We start from the raw sequence: 19,121 nt of genomic DNA, 5'->3' as shown, positions 1-19,121 counted from the left end.
TGTCCGCTGTTCTCTTCGCTTCGGTGCCCGGCGTCCGCCGGGTCGGGGGCTGGCCCGCCGGTGTGCCGCGCCGGCCGTCGGAGCTGGCGGGCCGTCGGACGGGCGCGGGGGCCACCGGGTGGGTTCAGCCGCCCCCGTCGCTGGAGTCCACGCTCTCCCAGAGGTTGTGGTACCAGGCGCGGTCGGCGGGGCGCGGGTCCGGGGGACGGCGCGCGTCACCGGTGCCGTCCCGCACGGTGAACCCGGTCTCGCCCGGGCGCACGTAGTGGAGGTGCCGCCGGGCCTGCTGCTCGACGTAGGCGGGGTCGGTCCAGCGGGCCTTCTCCTCCCGCAGCCGCTCCACCTGCTCCCGGGCGCGTTCCGCCTGGCGCCGCTGGTCGGCGATCTCCGAGCGCTGCGAGACGTACTGGCGGAGCGGGTAGGCGACGGCCACGATGAGCGAGCAGACGACCAGCGCGAGCAGCGCGGCGCGTCCGGTCAGACGGCTGCGGCGCGGGGTACGCACCCGGCGGCTCTGGGCGCGGTAGACCCGCTCGGCGGCCTGGCTGCCGAGCGCCCTGAGCCGCGTCGCGGTGGAGAACCGATCGGCGGGCACGTTCCTCCCCTGGGACGGACGGACGACGGTGGAGTGCGACGGCGGACCGCACCATCCTGCCGGGCCGCCCCGCGCGGAACCGCTCCGGGCCCCCGGGACACGGAACGGGCCACCCGGACCGGCCACCGTGGACCCTCCGACGGCGCGGACCCCGACGGTGGCACGGGCCCCGGCACGGCGACGCGGAACGCTCCGGTCCGGAGTCGTGGCGCACGGTGCGCGAGCCGTCGCCGGTGACCGGGGGCGCTGGTACGCCGGCCGGTGGTCGCCGTGGTGCCCCGTGGCCATCCGGCCCGAAGTCGTGCTGGCGCCACCGCAGTCACCGTACGGGACGGGGGCGCGTCCGGCGCTCAGCGCGCGCGGGCTCGCGTCGGGCGGGGTGCCCGCCGGCACGGACCGACGCGGGCGGGCGGTGGGCGGGCTCCCGGCGCCCGGGAGCCCGCGCCGCTCAGCCCTTGAACCGGGGGAAGGCGGTCCGCCCGGCGTAGACCGCCGCGTCGTCCAGGATCTCCTCGATCCGCAGCAGCTGGTTGTACTTGGCGACCCGCTCGGAGCGCGCGGGGGCACCGGTCTTGATCTGGCCGCAGTTGGTGGCGACCGCGAGGTCCGCGATGGTCACGTCCTCGGTCTCGCCGGAGCGGTGCGACATCATGCACTTGAAGCCGTTGCGCTGGGCCAGCTCCACCGCGTCCAGCGTCTCGGTCAGGGAGCCGATCTGGTTGACCTTCACCAGCAGGGAGTTCGCCACGCCCTCCTCGATCCCACGGGAGAGCCGCTCGGGGTTGGTGACGAACAGGTCGTCCCCGACCAGCTGCACCTTCTCGCCGAGGCTCTGGGTGAGCGTGCTCCAGCCCTCCCAGTCGTCCTCGAACAGCGGGTCCTCGATGGAGACCAGCGGGTAGTCGGCGACCAGTTCGGCGTAGTACTCGGACATCTCGGCGGCGGTGCGCCGCTGGCCCTCGAAGTCGTAGGCGCCGTCCGTGTGGAACTCGGAGGCGGCCACGTCCAGCGCGAGCGCGATGTCCTGGCCGAGGGTGTAGCCCGCCTTCTGGATCGCCTCGACGATCAGGTCCAGCGCCTCCCGGTTGGAGCCGAGGTTCGGCGCGAAGCCGCCCTCGTCACCGAGGCCGGTGGCCAGGCCGCGCTCCTTCAGCACGCTCTTCAGGGCGTGGTAGACCTCGGTGCCCCAACGCAGGGCCTCCGAGAAGGACTCCGCGCCCACCGGGGCGATCATGAACTCCTGGATGTCCACGTTGGAGTCGGCGTGCGAGCCGCCGTTCAGGATGTTCATCATCGGGACGGGCAGCAGGTGCGCGTTCGGGCCGCCCAGGTAGCGGAAGAGCGGCAGGTCGGACGCCTCCGACGCGGCGTGCGCCACGGCCAGCGAGACGCCGAGGATGGCGTTGGCGCCGAGCGAGGACTTGTCGGCGGTGGCGTCCAGGTCGAACATCGCCTGGTCGATGAGGCGCTGCTCGGTCGCGTCGTAGCCGACCAGCTCCGGGCCGATCTGCTCGATCACGGCCAGGACCGCCTTCTCGACGCCCTTCCCGCCGTACCGGGCGGTGTCGCCGTCCCGCAGCTCCAGGGCCTCGAAGGCGCCGGTCGAAGCGCCGGAGGGCACGGCAGCACGGCCCGTGCTGCCGTCGTCGAGGCCAACCTCGACCTCGACCGTGGGGTTGCCTCGCGAGTCGAGGATCTCGCGGGCTACGACGACGTCGATGGACGGCACGAGGATCTCCTTCGTGTGGACGGGCTGCGTGCGACAAGAGCCTATCCGGCCCGGTACGGCATTCTCGCGGACCGTTCGGCCAGCGGGCACAGCGGCGGGTGGAACGGCGTGCTGGAGCGGCGCGACCGCCGGTCAGGGGGCGTTCGGGGCGGATCGGTGCCCGGCCGGGGCACGGCGCGTGCGGGCCCGGTCCCCGGGCGGCCGGGCGAGCCCACCGCCCGGCGCGGGCGGCGCGGGGCGTGCGGGCGGCCGTCGGTGGTTCGGTGACCCGGTGGTTCGGGGAGCCCGTGGTTCGTGGCGCGGGGCCCGCCGGTTCGGCGGGCGGGGGTTCGGGCGCGGGGTCAGAGACGGAGGGACTGGCCGGGAAGGATGAGGTCCGGGTCCTCGCCGACGGTCTCCTTGTTCCGCTCGTACAACTCGTGCCAGCCGCCCGTGACTCCGCGCTCCTCCGCGATGGCGGTAAGGGACTCCCCGGAGGTGACCCGGTGCTTGCCGGAGCCCTGGACCCGCTCGCCGTCCCGGCCGGAGTCCCCACCGCGCTCGGCGCGTTCCCCGCCGCGCTCGCGGTCGTCGGGCTGACCGCGGTGCTTGCCGGAGCCCTCCTCCGGGACGGGTACCGAGGGGATCGTGCGCCCGGCGTCCTCCTCCGAGGGCCGCTCGCCCTCGGGGTCGCCGGTGGGGTCGTCGCCCGGGTCCGTGGTGGAGTCCTCGCCGGGGGTGGAGGGGGACGGGGAGGGGCCGGGGTCCGGCATGTCCGCCTCGCCGCCCCGCTCCGGGGACGCCGGGAACGCGGGGTAGGCGGGAGAGTCCGGGGTCTCCGAGGACTCCGGGCTCTCGGACGGGTCCGGCGCGCCGGGGTCGGGATCTCCGGGGTACCCGCGGTCCCGCTCGTCCGCGGAGGGGTCGGGGTCGCGCGGGGTGGTGCGCTCGCCGCGCTCGGCGTCACCCCGGTCGACGGTGGTGTCGCCGGGAGCGGACGGGTCGTCAGGCTCGCCCTGCTCGGGGTCGCCGGGGCGCTCCGGCGCGGATGTCTCCGCTCCGCCCTCGGTGAGGCCGCCGTCGGTGGCGCAGCCGGGCCACGCCTGCGCGCCCTGGGCGGCCAGGACGCGCTCGGCGACGGTGATCTGCTCGCTCCGGCTCGCGAGGTCGGGGCGCTCGGCGAACTCGTTACCGCCGTACTGCTCCCAGGTGTTGAGGGTGATCTGGAGACCGCCGTAGTAGCCGTTCTCCTCGTTCGCGCTCCAGACGCCCTCGCTCTCGCACTGCGCGACCCGGTCCCAGGCCGAGCCGTCCGCCGCCTGCGCTCCGCCGGCGGCGAGCAGGGGCATGGCCAGGCCCGCCCCGGTGACGCCCGCGGCGACGAAGATCGCGGGGGCCTGGCGGGGGCGGCGGTGTCGTCCGTTCCCGGAGCGCATGGTGGGCCTCTCGTTTGAACACTGGAGTTCGAGCCGAACGTAGCTTCGAGTACGCCGAATCACAAGCCAGTGTCGTGCGGATCACGTCCTGGTCACGCTGTTGACGGGGCGTCATCCGCGTTCGGGCTGAACTCCACGGGCAGCGTGCGCAGTCCGCGCATAATAAGCCCACCGCGCCAGCGGAGTTCGTCCGGATCGGTCCCCAACCGGAGGTCCGGCAGCCGTCGCAGCAGCGCGGTCAGCGCCGTCCGCGCCTCCAGCCTGGCCAGCGGGGCGCCGAGGCAGTAGTGGATGCCGTGGCCGTAGCCGAGGTGCTGGTTCTCGGCGCGGGTGAGGTCGAGCACCTCGGGTGCGGCGAACTTCGCCGGGTCCCGGTCGGCCGCCGCCAGCACCACCAGCACCGGTTCGCCGGCCGCGACCCGCTGTCCGCCGAGGGTCAGCGGCTCGGTGGCGAACCGCCAGGTCGCGACCTCCACCGGGCCGTCGTAGCGCAGCAGTTCCTCGACCGCCGTGTCCAGCCACGCGGTGTCGTCCGCGCGCACCGCCCGCTCGAAGGTGGCGCGCTGCCCGGGGTGGCGCAGCAGCGCGTAGGTGCCGTTGCCGATCAGGTTGACGGTGGTCTCGAACCCGGCGAAGAGCAGGATGAAGGCCATCGCCGCCGCCTCGTTCTCGGTGAGGTGCTCGCCGTGGTCGCTGGCCCGGATCAGCCCCGAGATGAGGTCGTCCGCGGGTTCCCGCTCCAGCGACAGCCGCTTGCGGTGGATGAGTTCGCCGAGGTAGCCGCGCATCTTCTTGACGGCGCGGCCGACGCCACCGCGCGGCGCCGAGCCGTGACGCAGCATCATGCCGGCCCAGTCCCGGAAGTCGTCCTGGTCCTCGGGGGGTACGCCGAGCAGGTCGCAGATGGCGTAGATGGGGAGGGGGAAGGCGAACTCGTGGATCAGGTCGGCCTCGCCGCGCCCCTGGAAGCCGTCGATCAGCTGGTCGGTCAACTCCCGTACGCGCGGCTCGAACTCGGCCACCCGGCGGGGCGTGAACGCCCGCGAGACCAGCCTGCGCAGCCGGGTGTGGTCCGGCGGGTCGATGTTCAGCAGGTGCGTCATCAGGTTGGCCTTGCGCTCGCCGGGGATCCCGACCTTGCCCTTGCCGTGCGCGCCCCGCTCGCCGTGGTGCTGGGGGTTCTTGCTCAGCCGCTGGTCGGCCAGCGCCTGCCGGGCGTCCTCGTACCGGGTGACCAGCCACGCCTCGACCCCGCTGGGCAGCTCCGTCCAGCGCACCGGCGCGTGCTCCCGGAGCCACGCGTACGCCGGGTACGGGTCGGAGGCGAACTCCCAGCCGAACAGCTCGGGCGGCGGCGGTGCGGGACAGCCGGGCCCGGAACCCGCCGCGTCAGGACAGCCGGGCCCGGAACCCGCCGGGCTGGACCGGTCGGACGGGTCGGACGCCACGGAGGGCGCCGCGGACGCCGCTTCGGAGGGCGGTGCGGTGAGCGGGTCGGACACTTCCCGACGGTGATCGGACACCCCACGACGGTAATACGACCCCAAACGCCCACCGGACCGCCGTCAGACCGCCCCGGACCGTCATCGGACGATCGCGGAACGCCGCCGGACGATCGCCGGCGGGCGGCGGTCCGTCAGCCCGCAGGGCCTCAGGGGGTGTGCGCGTCCCAGCCCGTCGCGATGAGGTACTGGCCCACGATGTACCCGGCCATCACCAGCACCTCGTCGGCCGGGAGCCGGACGCCCGCCTGCTGCGCGCCGATCAGCAGGTCGGACGCGAGGAACAGCACCGCGCCCACGGCCACCTTGCCGCCGAGCCCGAGGGCCACCGCCGTCATCGCCGTCAGCGCCAGGCTGTACCCGGCAGCGGGCAGCCGCATCCGGGGCGGCAGCGCGGGCGCGAGCGCGGCGTTCACCGCCACCCAGGCGGCGAGGCAGCCGACGGCGGGACGCGGGTTCCGGCGGATGCCGTCCAGCCCGCCGAGGCGCGCCATCCCGACGGTGTAGCTGAGCTGTGTGCCGAGGAAGGCCGCGATGCCCGTGTACATCGCCTTCTCCCGGTCGTCGAGGAGCAGCGCGGTGTCCCCGACGGTGGCGCAGCCGAGCCCGGCCAGCAGCGGGGCGGGCAGCGGCTCGTCCCGGTCCAGGCGGCGGCGGAGCGTGTGGCTGAGCAGCGCGGGCATCAGCAGGGGCTTGGCGGCCCGCGCCGGTCCGCGCGCGGTACGGGACCGCGCGGTGGCCAGGAGGTCGACGGCGGAGAGCGCCCCGTACGCCACGAGCGCGCCCCGGCCGTGGCCGTCGGGGCGCGCCAGCCGGACGGCCGCTGACCTGAGCAGTTGGCGCGTTCCGCGCCCGGTGATCCGCATAGCGGTCCACTGTGGCCAGCTGACCGCTCCCGGTCAACCGTTCGGCCTCGCTCACCTGCGCCGAACCGGGAACCGGCCGCCCAGAACGGACGGGCGGCACGGACGCCCGGAACCGACCGGTTCCGGATCGGGGCCGGATCGGGGCCGGATCGGGGCCGTCGGGGCGGGGTCGGGGCGGGGCCAGTACCGGGCCGGACGCGGCCGGAACCGACCGCCTCCGGACCGGTTTCGGATCGGTTCGGATCGGCGGCGGGGTCCGGGGCGCCGTGCTCGCGGCCCGGGTGGGGCGGCCGGGGTGACGCGGCCGGGTGGCGTGGGATCGGGTGGCGTGGGATCGGGGTGGGGCGGGGTCAGGTGGGGCCGGGGCCGCCGCTGCCGAAGGCCCCGCTGCGGTGGTGCCGGGGCGGTGGCTCGTCCTCCTCCTCGGCGCCCTCTTCCTGGTGCCCGCTGAGTTCGTACGGCATCCGACGCTCGCCGTCGCGCGGCACCCGGGGGGAGGCCGCCGGGTACCCCTCGTCGTAGCCGCGGGTCCTGCGGGGGCGCTTGGGCCCGGGCCGTGAGGGGCGGGTGTCGCCCCGGTCGCGGAGCCGCATCCCGTACATGACGGCGAGGATCAGCACCGCGACCACACCGAGCCCCAGTGCGAAGGGGGCGATGCCGACGAGGAAGTCCCGGGTCTGCGCCAGCTGGACCCGCTCAAGGGCCAGCGGTATCGCGTCGATGCCCAGCTGCTGAGTGTCCATGGCCGCCGGGTTCCCCCTCGCCCCCCGCCCATGCACGCCCCGGCCTCGGTGTCCGCCCGGTTCAGCGAGGTGCCGTCGGGCGGGTGGCGCGCGGCGCCGACGGGGTCACGCGGTGTCGCCGCCGGAGGCGGGGCGTGCCCGCTCGGCCGCCACGATCGCGTCCCGGTAGGTGCGGGCGGCGGCGCGCAGCGCGGTCTCCGGGTCGGTGCCCGCCGCCTCCGCGCGGCGGGCCAGCGCCAGCAGCTCGTACCCCACGCCCGCGCCGGTGGGCTCGATCTCCGCCAGCCCCGCCTGCCGGGCCCGGCCCGCGAGCTTCGCGGTGAGCGCCAGCGCGGGCTGACCGAGCGGTACGCCCTCGGTGACCGACTCGCGGCGCTTCTCGATCGCCTTCGTCCGCAGCCAGTGCGCCTTGACGTCCTCGGCGGTCTCGGCGGACTCGCCACCGAAGACGTGCGGATGCCGGTGGACGAGCTTGGCCACCAGCCCCCCGGCCACCTCGTCGATCGAGAACGGCTCCTCGGGGTGGTCCTCGGCGATCCGGGCGTGGAAGACCACCTGGAGGAGCACGTCGCCCAGCTCCTCGCGCAGCGCCTCCCGGTCGCCCGCCTCGATGGCCTCGACCAGCTCGTACGCCTCCTCGATGCCGTACTTCACCAGCTGCGTGTGGGTCCGCTCGCCGCTCCACGGGCACTCGGCGCGGATCCGGTCCATAACGCCGACGAGGTCGAGCAGCCGGGCGCCCGGCAGGTCGTACGAGCCGGGCAGCAGCTCCAGTTCGGGCATCGCGACCCGGCCCGAGCCCGCGAGCCGGGCGAGGTCGTCGGTGAGCCGGGGCTCCCCCTCGGCGCCCGCGACGACCACCACGGTGCGCCCGGACTCCCCCTCAGCCCCGGGCGCGCAGGCGTCGACCAGCTCCCGCGCGGTGATCTCGGCACCGCTCTCCACCGGGACCTCCGCCTCCCGCAGGTACGGGAGCTGGGGGTGGCCGGGGTCCGCGCACAGCACCCGGTCGGCGCCGCGCAGCACGCGCCAGGCGGGCCAGGACAGCAGTCCCGGGGCGACGCGGTGGGTGGTGGTCAGCAGGACGATTCGGCCGGTGGGCGGAGCGTTGTCGGTCACGTGACCGAACCTAACCCACGGCTTCCGGCGGCCCGCCGCCCGTCGCTCGCCCCGGCGGGCGGGGACGCGGGACGGGCGGGCCGGGCGGAACCGGCATCGGCGTCAGCACCGGGGCTCCCAGGCGGTAGCAGTCGGCATCAGCCGGTATCAGCTGGCATCAGCCCGCATACGGGCTCAGCCGGAGGGACTCAACCGGGCTGGCTCAGCCGGTACGGGCTCAGCTGGGGGCGGCCTGGGCGCGGCGGGCCTCCTCGCCGCTGCGGTCCTTCAGCCAGTCGTCCTTGCGGTCGCTGAGCACCGCGCGGGAGGCGTCCCACTTGCCGTAGCGGGGGTTGACGTCGATCCGCATGGACTCCGACACCTTCGACAGCTTCCGCGCCAGCGCCTGACTCCCCTGCGGCGTCCCGGAGTCGATGCCGTCCTTCCGGGCCAGCTTGCTGACCGTCACCTGGGAGCGGACCCAGTGGTCCACCTTGCCCGGCGCGATCAGCTCCTCGCGCAGCAGCGCGGCCTCGAACTGCCGGGCCCCGCCCATGTTGCTGGCGAACTGGGCGCGCGCGGCCTGCACGTCGCGGCGGCTGACGGAGACCCCGGCGTCCTTCCCGGCGCGGGCGATCACCTCGTCGTGGATCATACGGTGCAGGGTGGCGCGGGACAGCTGGCCGGTGTGCTTGATCATGTCCTCGCCGCGCGGGGCGTCGCGCTGCGCGTCCCGGACCGCGTTCACGGACGACTGGAGCTGGGCCGTGCTGATCCGGTCCCCCTCGATGACGGCCGCCGCGCCCGGGTGCGACTCGTCGCCGCACGCGCTGAGCAGCGGTACGGCCACCAGCAGGGCGGGGGCGGCGATGAGCGCGCGCGTCCGGGGACTCCTGGGGCCCCGCGAGCGGGGTGCGAGCGCGGACCTGTGGCGATGGCGTTCCATGGGGCCTCCCGGGCGGCGGCGAGGGTCGTGCGACGGTGCATGACCTGGCGGTGATCGATAGTAGGTAGTCGGCGGTGCGCTGACCACTGGTTCAGCGGCACTTGTCCGCGGTCCGGCCAACGGCCGGGCGCCGGGCGGCGGTTCGGTCGACGCGCGTCCCCCGCTCCGGCCCGGCGCGGTGGTGGTACCCGTTCGACGGCACCCTACGGCCGACCGCCCCCACCGGCGACCCCGCCCGGGTCAGTAGCGGGCGTCAAGCGGGGCGAGGAGCCGCCCGAACTCCCGCCGCGCGCGCGGACGGAGCGCTCCGCGGACCCCCTCCAGCAGCTCCCGCGCCTCGTGCGGGTCGGCGCAGCACTCCCAGATCCCGCAGCCGCCGTCGTGGTCCACCCACAGCCGGTGGTAGGGGTCGTGGACGAACGCCCGCCAGTGGCGCAGCGCGACGGCGGTGGTGCCGGGGCGGAGGTAGCCGCGCGCGCACTCCAGCCGTGCGATCTCGTACCGGGTGCGCGGGGAGAGCCCGTCGATCGCCGAGCAGGCGGCGAGGGTGCGGGCGGACAGCCGTGCCCGGGCCCGGAGTTGACGCGCTCCCCTACGCGGCATCGTCCCGCGCGGCCGCGTCGGCCCGCCGCCGTGGGCACGCCGCCCGCGCCCCGCCCCTCCGGTGCGCCGCCGTCCCGTCCATCTCCCCAGGGTCCCACCCCTCCGGCGCCCGGCGCCCGGCGGCTGGAAGGGGTGGGATGTGCGGAAGGTTCGGGCGGGATGACGGAAACGGGCGGGCGGTGTGGGGGTGCCGGGATCCGGAGCGGGCGGGCCTGGTCACCGCGGGGCGGGGCAGTGTTCACGCCCGGGTCACCGCCCGTGCACGAGGGGGCCCGCGCGGCGCGGTTAGCGTCCGCGGAACGGCCCGGTCCGCCCGTACGGACGCACCGGGCCGCGTGGCGCGCCCGGCACCGGACGGGGGCGGACCCACCGGCGCGCGGGTGGCGCGGCACGGCGAACGATCCGGCGGACGGAACGGTCCGGGGCGGACGGCGGAACGGTCCGGGGCGGACGGCGGAACGGTCCGGGGCGGACGGCGGCGGACGGGTCAACAGGCGCTGAGGAGGCGGGAGATGGCGGTGCGGACGGCGTCCGGCGGGCGGCGGCCGGTCCGGCGCGGGCGGCACGGCCGGCGGCGGGCCCGCGATCCGCACTGGGACAACGTCCGGTTCGTCTCCGGCACGCTGGTGCTGCTCAGCCACCTCACGGAACCGCTGCTGGCCTCGGCGGACGGGCTGCGCTGGCTGTACGTCGCCACCTGGGCGCTGCGGGTGCCCGCGTTCGTGCTGCTGGCCGGGTACTTCAGCAGCGCCGGGCCGCTGGGCTTCCGCGAGGCGAGGCAGCTGACGGAGGCGGTGCTCGTCCCGTACGTCCTGCTCGGACTGCTGCACACCCTCCAACTGCGGTACTACTACGGCGAGTGGGAGTTCTTCACCGCCGAACCGGCCTGGGGGCTCTGGTTCCTGCTGTCGCTGTTCTGCTGGCGGCTGCTGCTGCCCGCGCTCGCGGTGCTGCGGTATCCGCTGACGGTGTCGCTGGCCGCCGCGCTGACCGTCGGCTACGTGGACGCGGTCGGCAGCACCCTCTCCGCCTCGCGCACGGTGGCCTTCCTGCCGTTCTTCCTGCTCGGCTGGAGGCTGCGGCAGGGCCGGGCACCGCGCCCGGGACCGGGCGGCGGGCCGGGAGCGGTGCCGTGGACCGAGGCCCGGTGGACGCGGAACCTCGCGGTGGCGGTGCTCGCCGGGACGGCGGTCGCGGCCTGGCCGCTGCGGCGGGTGCTCCGGGAGCCGCTGCTGGCGCTGCGCGACCCGTACGCGGAGGCGGTGCCGCTCGCCGCGCCCTGGGCGTGGGCACCGCGCGGCGCGGTGCTGCTCTGCGGGATGGTGATCGTGCTGAGCTTCGTGCGGCTGGTGCCCAGACGCCGTCTGCCGGTGGTGAGTTACCTCGGCTCGGGCGGGCTCTACCTCTACCTGCTGCATCCGCTGGCGGTGCGCGTGCTGCACGTCTCCGGGGACGTCCGCTGGGCCGGGCCCTGGCCGGAGCAGCTGCTGCTGGTGCTCGTCGGCGTGCTGCTCGCCGCCGCCCTGGCCTCACCGCCGGTGCGGTGGGCGGCGCGGCCGCTGGTCCAGCCCCGGCTGCCGTGGCTGTTCGCCGCCCCACCGCCAGGCCCGTCCCGTCCGCCTCCCGGCCCGCCACACGCGGCGGACGGACCGGGGTCCGGGGACGATCCAACAGGCGGGGACCGGGCGGCGGTTGGGGAAGGACCAACGGGCGGGGACGGGACGACGGTTGGGGACGGGGCGCCCAACCGGGCGCCGGATCTCAGGTGTCCAGCACCGAGGTGAGGAACTGACCCACCCAGGCGAGCAGTTCACGGCCGACCACCGGCCTGCCGCCGATACCGCCGGTCTTCGGGCGCGGCACCAGCACCTGCCCGGCCGCCTGCTTGACCACCGCGCCCGGGTGGAGCCGCTTGAGCCGCAGCTCCTGCGACTCCCGCAGACTGACGGGCGAGAAGCGGACGTTGCCGCCCTGGAGGGTGATGTCGGTGACGTGGCAGGTGCGCGCGAGCATCCGGAGTCCCGCCACCAGCAGCAGGTTCTCCACCGGTTCCGGCAACGGTCCGTAGCGGTCGGTGAGTTCCTCGCGGACGGCGGCGATGTCGCCCTCCGAGGTGGCCGCCGCGATGGCCCGGTACGCCTGGAGGCGCAGCCGCTCGCCGGGCGCGTAGTCGTGCGGGACGTGCGCGTCGACCGGCAGCTCGATCTTCACCTCCAGCGGCGGCTCCTCCGGCTCGCCGCCGCTCTCCAGCGCCGCGCGGTAGTCCGCGACCGCCTCACCGACCATCCGCACGTACAGGTCGAAGCCGACGCCCGCGATGTGCCCGGACTGCTCGCCGCCGAGCAGGTTGCCCGCGCCCCGGATCTCCAGATCCTTCATCGCGACGTACATGCCCGCGCCCATCTCGGTGTGCTGCGCGACGGTGGCCAGCCGCTCGTGCGCGGTCTCCGTCAGCGGCTTCTCCGGCGGGTACAGGAAGTAGGCGTAGCCACGCTCCCGGCCACGTCCCACCCGGCCGCGCAACTGGTGCAGTTGGGACAGGCCGAAGGTGTCGCCGCGCTCGACGATCAGGGTGTTCGCGTTGGAGATGTCGATGCCGTTCTCCACGATGGTGGTGGACACCAGCACGTCGAACTTCTTCTCCCAGAAGTCCACCACGACCTGTTCCAGGGCCTGTTCGCCCATCTGCCCGTGCGCGGTGACCACCCGGGCCTCCGGCACCGCCTGCCGCAGCCGCGCCGCCGCGCGGTCGATGGACTCGACCCGGTTGTGGATGTAGAACACCTGCCCCTCGCGCAGCAGTTCACGCCGGACGGCGGCGGCGATCTGCTTCTCGTCGTACGGGCCGACGAAGGTTAGGACCGGGTGCCGCTCCTCGGGCGGCGTCGTGATGGTGGACATCTCGCGGATGCCGGTGACCGCCATCTCCAGGGTGCGCGGGATCGGCGTGGCCGACATCGTCAGGACGTCGACGTTGGCGCGGAGCTTCTTCAGCTGCTCCTTGTGCTCGACGCCGAACCGCTGCTCCTCGTCGACCACGACCAGGCCGAGGTTCCTGAACGCCACCTCGGAGGAGAACAGCCGGTGGGTGCCGATGACGATGTCGACGGTGCCCTCCCGCAGCCCGTCGATCACGGCGCGCGCCTCGGTGTCGCTCTGGAAGCGGGACAGCGCGCGCACGTTGACCGGGAACTGCCCGTACCGCTCGGTGAAGGTGCTGAAGTGCTGCTGCACCAGGAGGGTGGTGGGCACCAGCACCGCGACCTGCTTGCCGTCCTGCACCGCTTTGAAGGCGGCGCGCACCGCGATCTCCGTCTTGCCGTAGCCGACGTCGCCGCAGACCAGCCGGTCCATCGGGACCGTCCGCTCCATGTCCTCCTTGACCTCGCCGATGGTGGTCAGCTGGTCCGGGGTCTCGGCGTACGGGAAGGCGTCCTCCAGCTCCCGCTGCCAGGGGGTGTCCGCGCCGAAGGCGTGCCCGGGCGCCGCCATCCGCGCCGAGTACAGCTTGATCAGGTCGGCGGCGATCTCCTTGACCGCCTTCTTGGCGCGCGCCTTCGTCTTCGTCCAGTCGGCGCCGCCCAGCCGGTGCAGCGAGGGCTGCTCCCCGCCGACGTACTTGGTGACCTGCTCCAGTTGGTCGGTGGGGATGTACAGCCGGTCGCCGGGCTGTCCGCGTTTGGCGGGCGCGTACTCCACCAGCAGGTACTCGCGGGTCGCGCCCTGCACGGTGCGCTGCACCATCTCGATGTAGCGGCCCACGCCGTGCTGTTCGTGCACGATGTAGTCGCCGGGCTGGAGGGTCAGAGGGTCGATCTGCTTCCGGCGCCGGGCGGGCATCCGGGGGGTGTCCCGGCCCCCCGCCTTCTGCCCCGTCAGGTCGGTCTCGGTCAGCACCGCGAGCGCGCGGTCCGGATCGACGAAGCCGTGCTCCAGCGAGCCGCAGGCCACCTGCACGACGGCGGGGGTGAGTTCGGCGGCGCCACCGAGGTCCCCGGCGAGCCGCGCGGGAACGCCCTCGCCGCTCAGCACCTCCACGGTCCGCGCGGCCGGGCCGTGCCCCTCGGTGACGTACACGCAGCGCCAGCCCTCGGCGAGCCAGCCCTTGGTGTCGGCGAGCGCCCGCGCGGTGTCGCCCCGGTAGGACTCCGGGGCGCGCATCCCCAACTCCAGGGTGTCGCCGTCCAGTTCGGCGTCGGAGGCGAACTGGCTCACCGACCACCAGGGCACCCCCAGCTCGGCCGCCCGCTCCCGCACCTCGGCGATACCGCGCAGCGAGGCGGCGCCCACGTCCAGCGGGGCCTCGCCGCCGCCCGCGGTCGCCGCCCAGGACGCCTCCAGGAACTCCTGGCTGGTCGCCACCAGGTCGGCGGCGCGGGTGCGGACGCGCTCCGGATCACAGACCAGCGCGACGGTCCCGGAGGGCAGCACGTCCAGCAGCAGCTCCATGTCGTCCACCAGGACGGGGGCCAGCGACTCCATGCCCTCCACCGCGATGCCCTCGGCGATCTTGCCGAGCATCTCGACGAGTTCCGGGTGGCTCTCGGCCAGCCGGGCGGCGCGCTCCCGCACGGGGTCGGTCAGCAGCAGCTCGCGGCAGGGCGGCGCCCACAGCCCGTGCTCCGCGACCTCCAGCGACCGCTGGTCGGCGACCCGGAAGTAGCGGATCTCCTCGACCTCGTCGCCCCAGAACTCCACCCGCAGGGGGTGTTCCTCGGTGGGCGGGAAGACGTCCAGGATGCCGCCGCGTACCGCGAAGTCCCCGCGCTTCTCCACGAGTTCGACGCGGGCGTAGGCCGCGGCGGCGAGTGCGTCCACCACGTCCCCCAGGTCGGCGGACTCGCCCTGCCGCAGCGCCACGGGCTCCAGTTCGCCCAGCCCCTTGACCTGCGGCTGAAGCACCGAGCGGATCGGCGCGACGACCACGGAGACCGGCCCCATCGCCGGATCGCCGGGCACCGGGTGCGCGAGGCGGCGCAGCACCGCCAGCCGGCGGCCGACGGTGTCGGAGCGCGGCGAGAGCCGCTCGTGCGGCAGCGTCTCCCAGGAGGGGAACTCCACCACGCCGTCCGGCGGCAGCAGCGAGCGCAGCGCGGCGGCGAGGTCCTCCGCCTCCCGGCCGGTCGCGGTGACCGCGAGGACGGGACGGCGCGCGGCCAGCGCGGCCACCGCGAAGGGCCGGGCGGCGCGCGGGCCCACCAGGTCGAGGTGGGGTCGTCGGGTGCCGTCGGACGCCGCCGCCGAGACGGCCTCGGTGAGGGCCGGGTCCTCGACGACGGCGTCCAGTAGTCCGGTGAGACTCATGAGGGGCGTTCCGTCCCGTCGGTTCGGGTTGCAGTCTGGCCTCGCCGCCCACCGCCCGGGGCGGGATCGGCACACCCTGAGCGCACGCGGGAGCGGCCCGACACGCGCTGCGAGCCGGGGTCTCCAGCGTACGACGGGCCGGGCGCGCCGCGCGCCGAGCCGCCCCCGCCACCCCGGAGCCGGACGGGCGGCGGGCGACGGACGGCAGGCGGCAGGCTCCAGCGGGCGGGGCGTCCGGCGAGACGTGGTCAGCGCGGACCGGGCGACGCGGGGCGGACGGGGGTGAGCCCGCGCGCTCCCGGGGCTCGTGCGGCCCCCCGGGCGCCCCGGCCCGAACGGGACGGCCCCCGGGTGCCCGCAGCGGGCGCCCAGGGCGGGCCCACGGAACGGCCGGACGCGGCGGAGCGGGGCAGCCCCCCGGACTGCCCCGCTCCGCCGCGTGGCCTGGTGGCCGGGGCGGGACCCCGGCCACGGCCGTCACTCGGTGGCGATGGCGTTCAGCACGTTCATCCGTCCCGCCCGGAAGGCCGGGACCAGCGCGGCGATCAGCCCGACCAGCGCGGATCCGGCGAACACCGTGACGATCGTGGGCCAGGGGATCTCCAGGACGCCCAGCCCCTCCATCGCCAGCAGCTGCTGGGCCGCGGCGCCCCAGGCCATGCCCAGGCCGACCCCGAGGAGCGCGCCGAACAGGGCGATGACCACGGCCTCCAGGCGGATCATGCGGCGCATCTGCCGCCGGGAGAGACCGATCGCGCGGAGCATCCCGATCTCCCGGGTCCGCTCGACGACCGAGAGCGCCAGGGTGTTCACCACACCGAGGATGGCCACGATGATCGCCAGCGCCAGCAGCCCGTAGACCAGGTTCAGCAGCTGGCCGATCTGGTCCTTCAGCGTCTGCTTGTAGTCCGCCTGGTCCTGGACCTGGTACTGCGGGTAGGGCTCCAGCAGCTTCTTCAGCGCGGCGTAGGTGGCCTCCTCCTCACCGTCGACCGCCGTCGCGAAGAGGATGTTGGGCTGCGGGAGCGCGTTCGCCGGAAGGTAGTCCCGCGCCGTCTCCAGGCTGACGAACTTCGCGCCCTTGTCGAGCGCGGTGTCGTCGGAGGTGATCGCGGCGACCTTCAGCCGGGCCTCCTTCGTGCCGCGCGGGAAGTCGACGGTGATCGTGTCGCCCACGGACACCCCGTGCTTCTCGGCGTAGTCGCTGCCGACCGAGATGGCGCCCCGCTCGTAGGCCGCGGCCAGCTCGCCGTCCACCATGTCCCGCTTCAGCACGTCGGCGTACGAGGGGTCGGTGATGGACACCCACTCCTTGTCGTTCCTGCCGCCGCCGTCCGGCGCGGTGATCCGCACGTCATCCACCCAGCGGTAGCTGGTGGTGTCCTTCAGCCCGTCCTGGGCCCGGAACTTCCTCTCCACGGCCGGGATGATGTTCCGGTCCATGCCGCCCTTGCCCTCGACGATGAAGTCGGCGCCGACGGTCTTGTCCAGCTCGTCCTCCGCGGAGGCGACCATCGAGGAGCCGACCACCGAGAGCGAGGCGACCAGCGCCAGCCCGATCATCAGCGCCGCGGCCGTAGCGCCCGTCCGCCGCGGGTTCCGCAGCGCGTTCCGCTCGGCGAGCCGCCCGATCCGGCCGAACGGCCGGGCGATGACCGCGGAGAGCAGCCGGACCAGCACCCCCGCGAGCACCGGGCCGATCACGATGAAGCCGATCAGCGACAGCAGCACCCCGCCCGCCAGGTAGAGGGCGCCGGTGGAGGCCTCGTCGGCGTTCGCGGTCAGCGCGAGGAGCGCGGCGCCACCGCCGCTGAGCACGACGCCCGCCACGGCGCGCAGCACCCCGGTGCGGCGGTCGGCGGGCGTGCCCGCCTCGCGCATCGCCGCCATCGGCGAGACCCTCCCGGCCCGGCGCGCGGGCAGGTAGGCGGCGACCATGGTGACGAGCACCCCGACGACCACCCCGATGACCGGGGTCGTCCAGGCGACGGTCAGGTCGTCCGTCGACAGCTTCATCCCGACGGCGCCCATCAGCTGCATCAGGCCGACGGCGAGGCCCACCCCGGCGCCGACGCCCAGCACCGAGCCGATGACGCCCAGCAGCAGCGCCTCCAGCAGCACGGTCCGCCCCACCTGACGGCGGCTGGAGCCGATCGCCCGCATCAGGCCCATCTCCCGGGTGCGCTGCGCGACCAGCATGGAGAAGGTGTTGACGATCAGGAAGATGCCCACCAGCAGCGCGATCCCGGCGAAGCCGAGCATCCCGTACTTGAGCACGTCCAGGAACTCGGACAGCTCGCCCCGGTTGGCGTCCGCCGTCTCCTTCTGGGTCTGGTAGGTGTACGCCGAGGCGCCCAGCGCCTCCGCCACGTTCTCCTTGAGCAGCGTGTGTGTGTAACCGCTCTCGCCGGCCACCGCGACCTGGCTGAACACCTTCTGGCTGCCCAGCAGTTCACGCTGGGCCGTGGGGGTGTCCAGGTAGACGATGGCCGCGCCCGGGTTGGTCACCTCGAAGGTGGCGACGCCCGAGATCCGGGCGGTGAACTCGCCGGTGCCGGTGATGGTGCGCAGCGAGTCACCGAGTTCCAGCCCGTGCTTGTCGGCCGTGTCCGCGTCGACCATGACCTGGTTCGGCCCGCTGGGCACCTTGCCCGAGGTGACCTTCATGGTCTCCTGGTCCACCCGGGTCCAGTTGGACGCGATGGTGGGCGCACCGGTGTCCGAGCCGACGTTCTTGTTGTCCTTCGTGACGACGGTGACGCCGAGGCTCATCGCCACGCCCTCGGCGGACCTGACGCCCTCCACCTTCCGGACCTGGTCCACCGCCGAGGCGGGCACGGTGTCCGGCTTGCCGTTGGGCGTCTGCTCCTCGCCGGGCTTGGCGTCCTTGTTGCTGACCGTCACGTCCGGCGCGGTCTGCGCGAAGATCTTGTCGAAGGTGGTGTTCATCGTGTCCGTGAACACCAGCGTTCCGCAGACGAACGCGACCGACAGCAGCACGGCTATCCCGCTGAGCGCCATCCGCCCCTTGTGCGCGAGGAATCCGCGCAACGAGGTTCTCAGTACCGTCACGCCGCGCTCCCGGTGTCGTGCCGCCGGTTCCCGCCGTGCGCGCCCGGGCCCGCGTCGGGCTGGCCCACGAAGCGGCGCATCCGGTCGAGGACCGCCTCGGCCGTCGGGTTCGTCATCTCGTCGACGATCCGGCCGTCCGCCAGGTACAGGACGCGGTCCGCGTAGGAGGCGGCGACGGGGTCGTGGGTGACCATGACGACGGTCTGGCCCAGCTCGTCGACCGAGCGGCGCAGGAAGCCGAGGACCTCGGCGCCGGAGCGGGAGTCGAGGTTCCCGGTGGGCTCGTCACCGAAGATGATCTCGGGCTTGGCGGCCAGGGCGCGGGCGACGGCCACGCGCTGCTGCTGTCCGCCGGACAGCTGGTTGGGACGGTGCGTCAGCCGGTCTCCCAGACCGACGGTGCGCACCACGTTGTCCAGCCACTGCCGGTCGGGCTTACGGCCCGCGATGTCCATGGGCAGCGTGATGTTCTCCAGCGCCGTCAGCGTCGGCAGCAGGTTGAACGCCTGGAATATGAAGCCGATCCGGTCGCGCCGCAACTGCGTCAGCCGCTTGTCCCTCAGCCCGGATATCTCCTGCTCGCCCAGCCAGACCCGGCCCTCGCTGACGGTGTCGAGCCCGGCCATGCAGTGCATCAGCGTCGACTTGCCCGAGCCCGACGGGCCCATGATCGCGGTCAGCGCGCCCCGCGCGATGTCGGCGTCCACGTGGTCCAGCGCCAACACCCGGGTCTCGCCCGAGCCGTACGCCTTCACCACCTGGCGCGCGCAGGCGGCAACGGCCGTGTGTGCCCCATTGCCCCCGGTCCTGGGATTCGCTACAGCCGTTGTCACAGCCTGCTCCTTCGTCGTCGTCTCGTTCGCGCTTCGCGGTGGGTGGTACGTCGTGCCGGGTACCTGGCGGTTCGTGCGTGGTGCTCGGTGGTTCGCGGCTCCCGCGGGCGCCACGGGGTGTTCGTGGTCGTACGGTTCCGCGCGGTCCGTACGGAACCGCGCATGTCCGCTCAGCTCCGTACGGGTCCACGCGTGTGGGTGCGGCGGGTGTCGCGGCGCCGGGCTCGGTCCGGTGGCGGCCACCGGCCGCCCCGACGGACGCCAGCCGGTGCGGACCCGCCCGGGCCGCACCGGCCACCACGTCTCCGTGGCGCGCGGCCCGCCCCCAACGCCGTACGGGCCGTGCCGCACCGGTCGACCGCCCCGCCCGGATCGCCGGACCCGAGCGGCCGTTTCCGTACCCCAGAGCCTTCCG

General features: G+C 74.6%; 13 protein-coding genes. 1 reads left to right on the top strand and 12 read right to left on the bottom strand.

Annotated features, from left to right (window positions below; genetic code table 11):
• Positions 1–124: 124 nt before the first annotated feature.
• From E0L36_RS27225 to E0L36_RS00285, 9 genes are all read right to left on the bottom strand, one after another.
• Entirely contained in the window at positions 125–595 is a 471-nt protein-coding gene (locus E0L36_RS27225) for a septum formation initiator family protein (protein ID WP_308416575.1), read from the bottom strand.
• Positions 596–1,043: 448 nt separating this feature from the next.
• Complete coding sequence (gene eno, locus E0L36_RS00320) at positions 1,044–2,324, bottom strand: phosphopyruvate hydratase (RefSeq protein ID WP_180926846.1); 1,281 nt, start codon at positions 2,322–2,324, stop codon at positions 1,044–1,046.
• A 341-nt stretch (positions 2,325–2,665) separates the two neighbouring features.
• Positions 2,666–3,739 carry a transglycosylase family protein gene (locus E0L36_RS28145; protein ID WP_180926845.1) on the bottom strand — a complete coding sequence of 358 codons (1,074 nt, stop codon included), beginning with the start codon at positions 3,737–3,739 and terminating at the stop codon, positions 2,666–2,668.
• Positions 3,740–3,831: 92 nt separating this feature from the next.
• Positions 3,832–5,187, bottom strand: coding sequence for a cytochrome P450 (locus E0L36_RS00310; protein ID WP_180928493.1), 1,356 nt, complete (start codon positions 5,185–5,187; stop codon positions 3,832–3,834).
• A 203-nt stretch (positions 5,188–5,390) separates the two neighbouring features.
• Entirely contained in the window at positions 5,391–6,107 is a 717-nt protein-coding gene (locus E0L36_RS00305; protein ID WP_180926844.1) for a lysoplasmalogenase, read from the bottom strand.
• Between the two features lie 350 nt (positions 6,108–6,457).
• Entirely contained in the window at positions 6,458–6,850 is a 393-nt protein-coding gene (locus E0L36_RS00300; protein ID WP_180926843.1) for a DUF6479 family protein, read from the bottom strand.
• A 105-nt stretch (positions 6,851–6,955) separates the two neighbouring features.
• Positions 6,956–7,969, bottom strand: coding sequence for a nucleoside triphosphate pyrophosphohydrolase (locus tag E0L36_RS00295; RefSeq protein WP_180926842.1), 1,014 nt, complete (start codon positions 7,967–7,969; stop codon positions 6,956–6,958).
• A gap of 217 nt (positions 7,970–8,186) precedes the next feature.
• Positions 8,187–8,894 (bottom strand): SurA N-terminal domain-containing protein, encoded by a 708-nt coding sequence (locus tag E0L36_RS00290; protein ID WP_180926841.1) that lies wholly within the window; start codon positions 8,892–8,894, stop codon positions 8,187–8,189.
• A gap of 240 nt (positions 8,895–9,134) precedes the next feature.
• Entirely contained in the window at positions 9,135–9,497 is a 363-nt protein-coding gene (locus E0L36_RS00285; RefSeq protein WP_258015843.1) for a hypothetical protein, read from the bottom strand.
• 512 nt (positions 9,498–10,009) lie between these two features.
• Between E0L36_RS00285 and E0L36_RS00280 the strand changes: the two genes are divergently transcribed.
• Positions 10,010–11,281, top strand: coding sequence for an acyltransferase family protein (locus tag E0L36_RS00280; RefSeq protein WP_180926840.1), 1,272 nt, complete (start codon positions 10,010–10,012; stop codon positions 11,279–11,281).
• Here E0L36_RS00280 and mfd read toward each other — a convergent pair.
• From mfd to E0L36_RS00265, 3 genes are all read right to left on the bottom strand, one after another.
• The gene (gene mfd / locus E0L36_RS00275; protein WP_180926839.1) at positions 11,259–14,801 is read right to left on the bottom strand and encodes a transcription-repair coupling factor; all 3,543 of its coding nucleotides are present in this window, start codon (positions 14,799–14,801) and stop codon (positions 11,259–11,261) included. The genes E0L36_RS00280 and mfd overlap by 23 nt on opposite strands.
• A 477-nt stretch (positions 14,802–15,278) precedes the next feature.
• Positions 15,279–17,873 carry an ABC transporter permease gene (locus tag E0L36_RS00270; protein ID WP_180926838.1) on the bottom strand — a complete coding sequence of 865 codons (2,595 nt, stop codon included), beginning with the start codon at positions 17,871–17,873 and terminating at the stop codon, positions 15,279–15,281.
• Positions 17,870–18,706: an ABC transporter ATP-binding protein gene (locus E0L36_RS00265; RefSeq protein WP_180926837.1), complete on the bottom strand. Its 837-nt coding sequence runs from the start codon at positions 18,704–18,706 to the stop codon at positions 17,870–17,872. The genes E0L36_RS00270 and E0L36_RS00265 overlap by 4 nt, the downstream gene beginning before the upstream one ends.
• Positions 18,707–19,121: the final 415 nt, after the last annotated feature.

The organism is Streptomyces sp. AJS327 (assembly GCF_013450295.1).
Lineage (GTDB): Bacteria > Actinomycetota > Actinomycetes > Streptomycetales > Streptomycetaceae > Streptomyces.
Note: the sequence above shows the minus strand (reverse complement) of the source record. Positions and strands in the feature narration are given on the sequence as shown.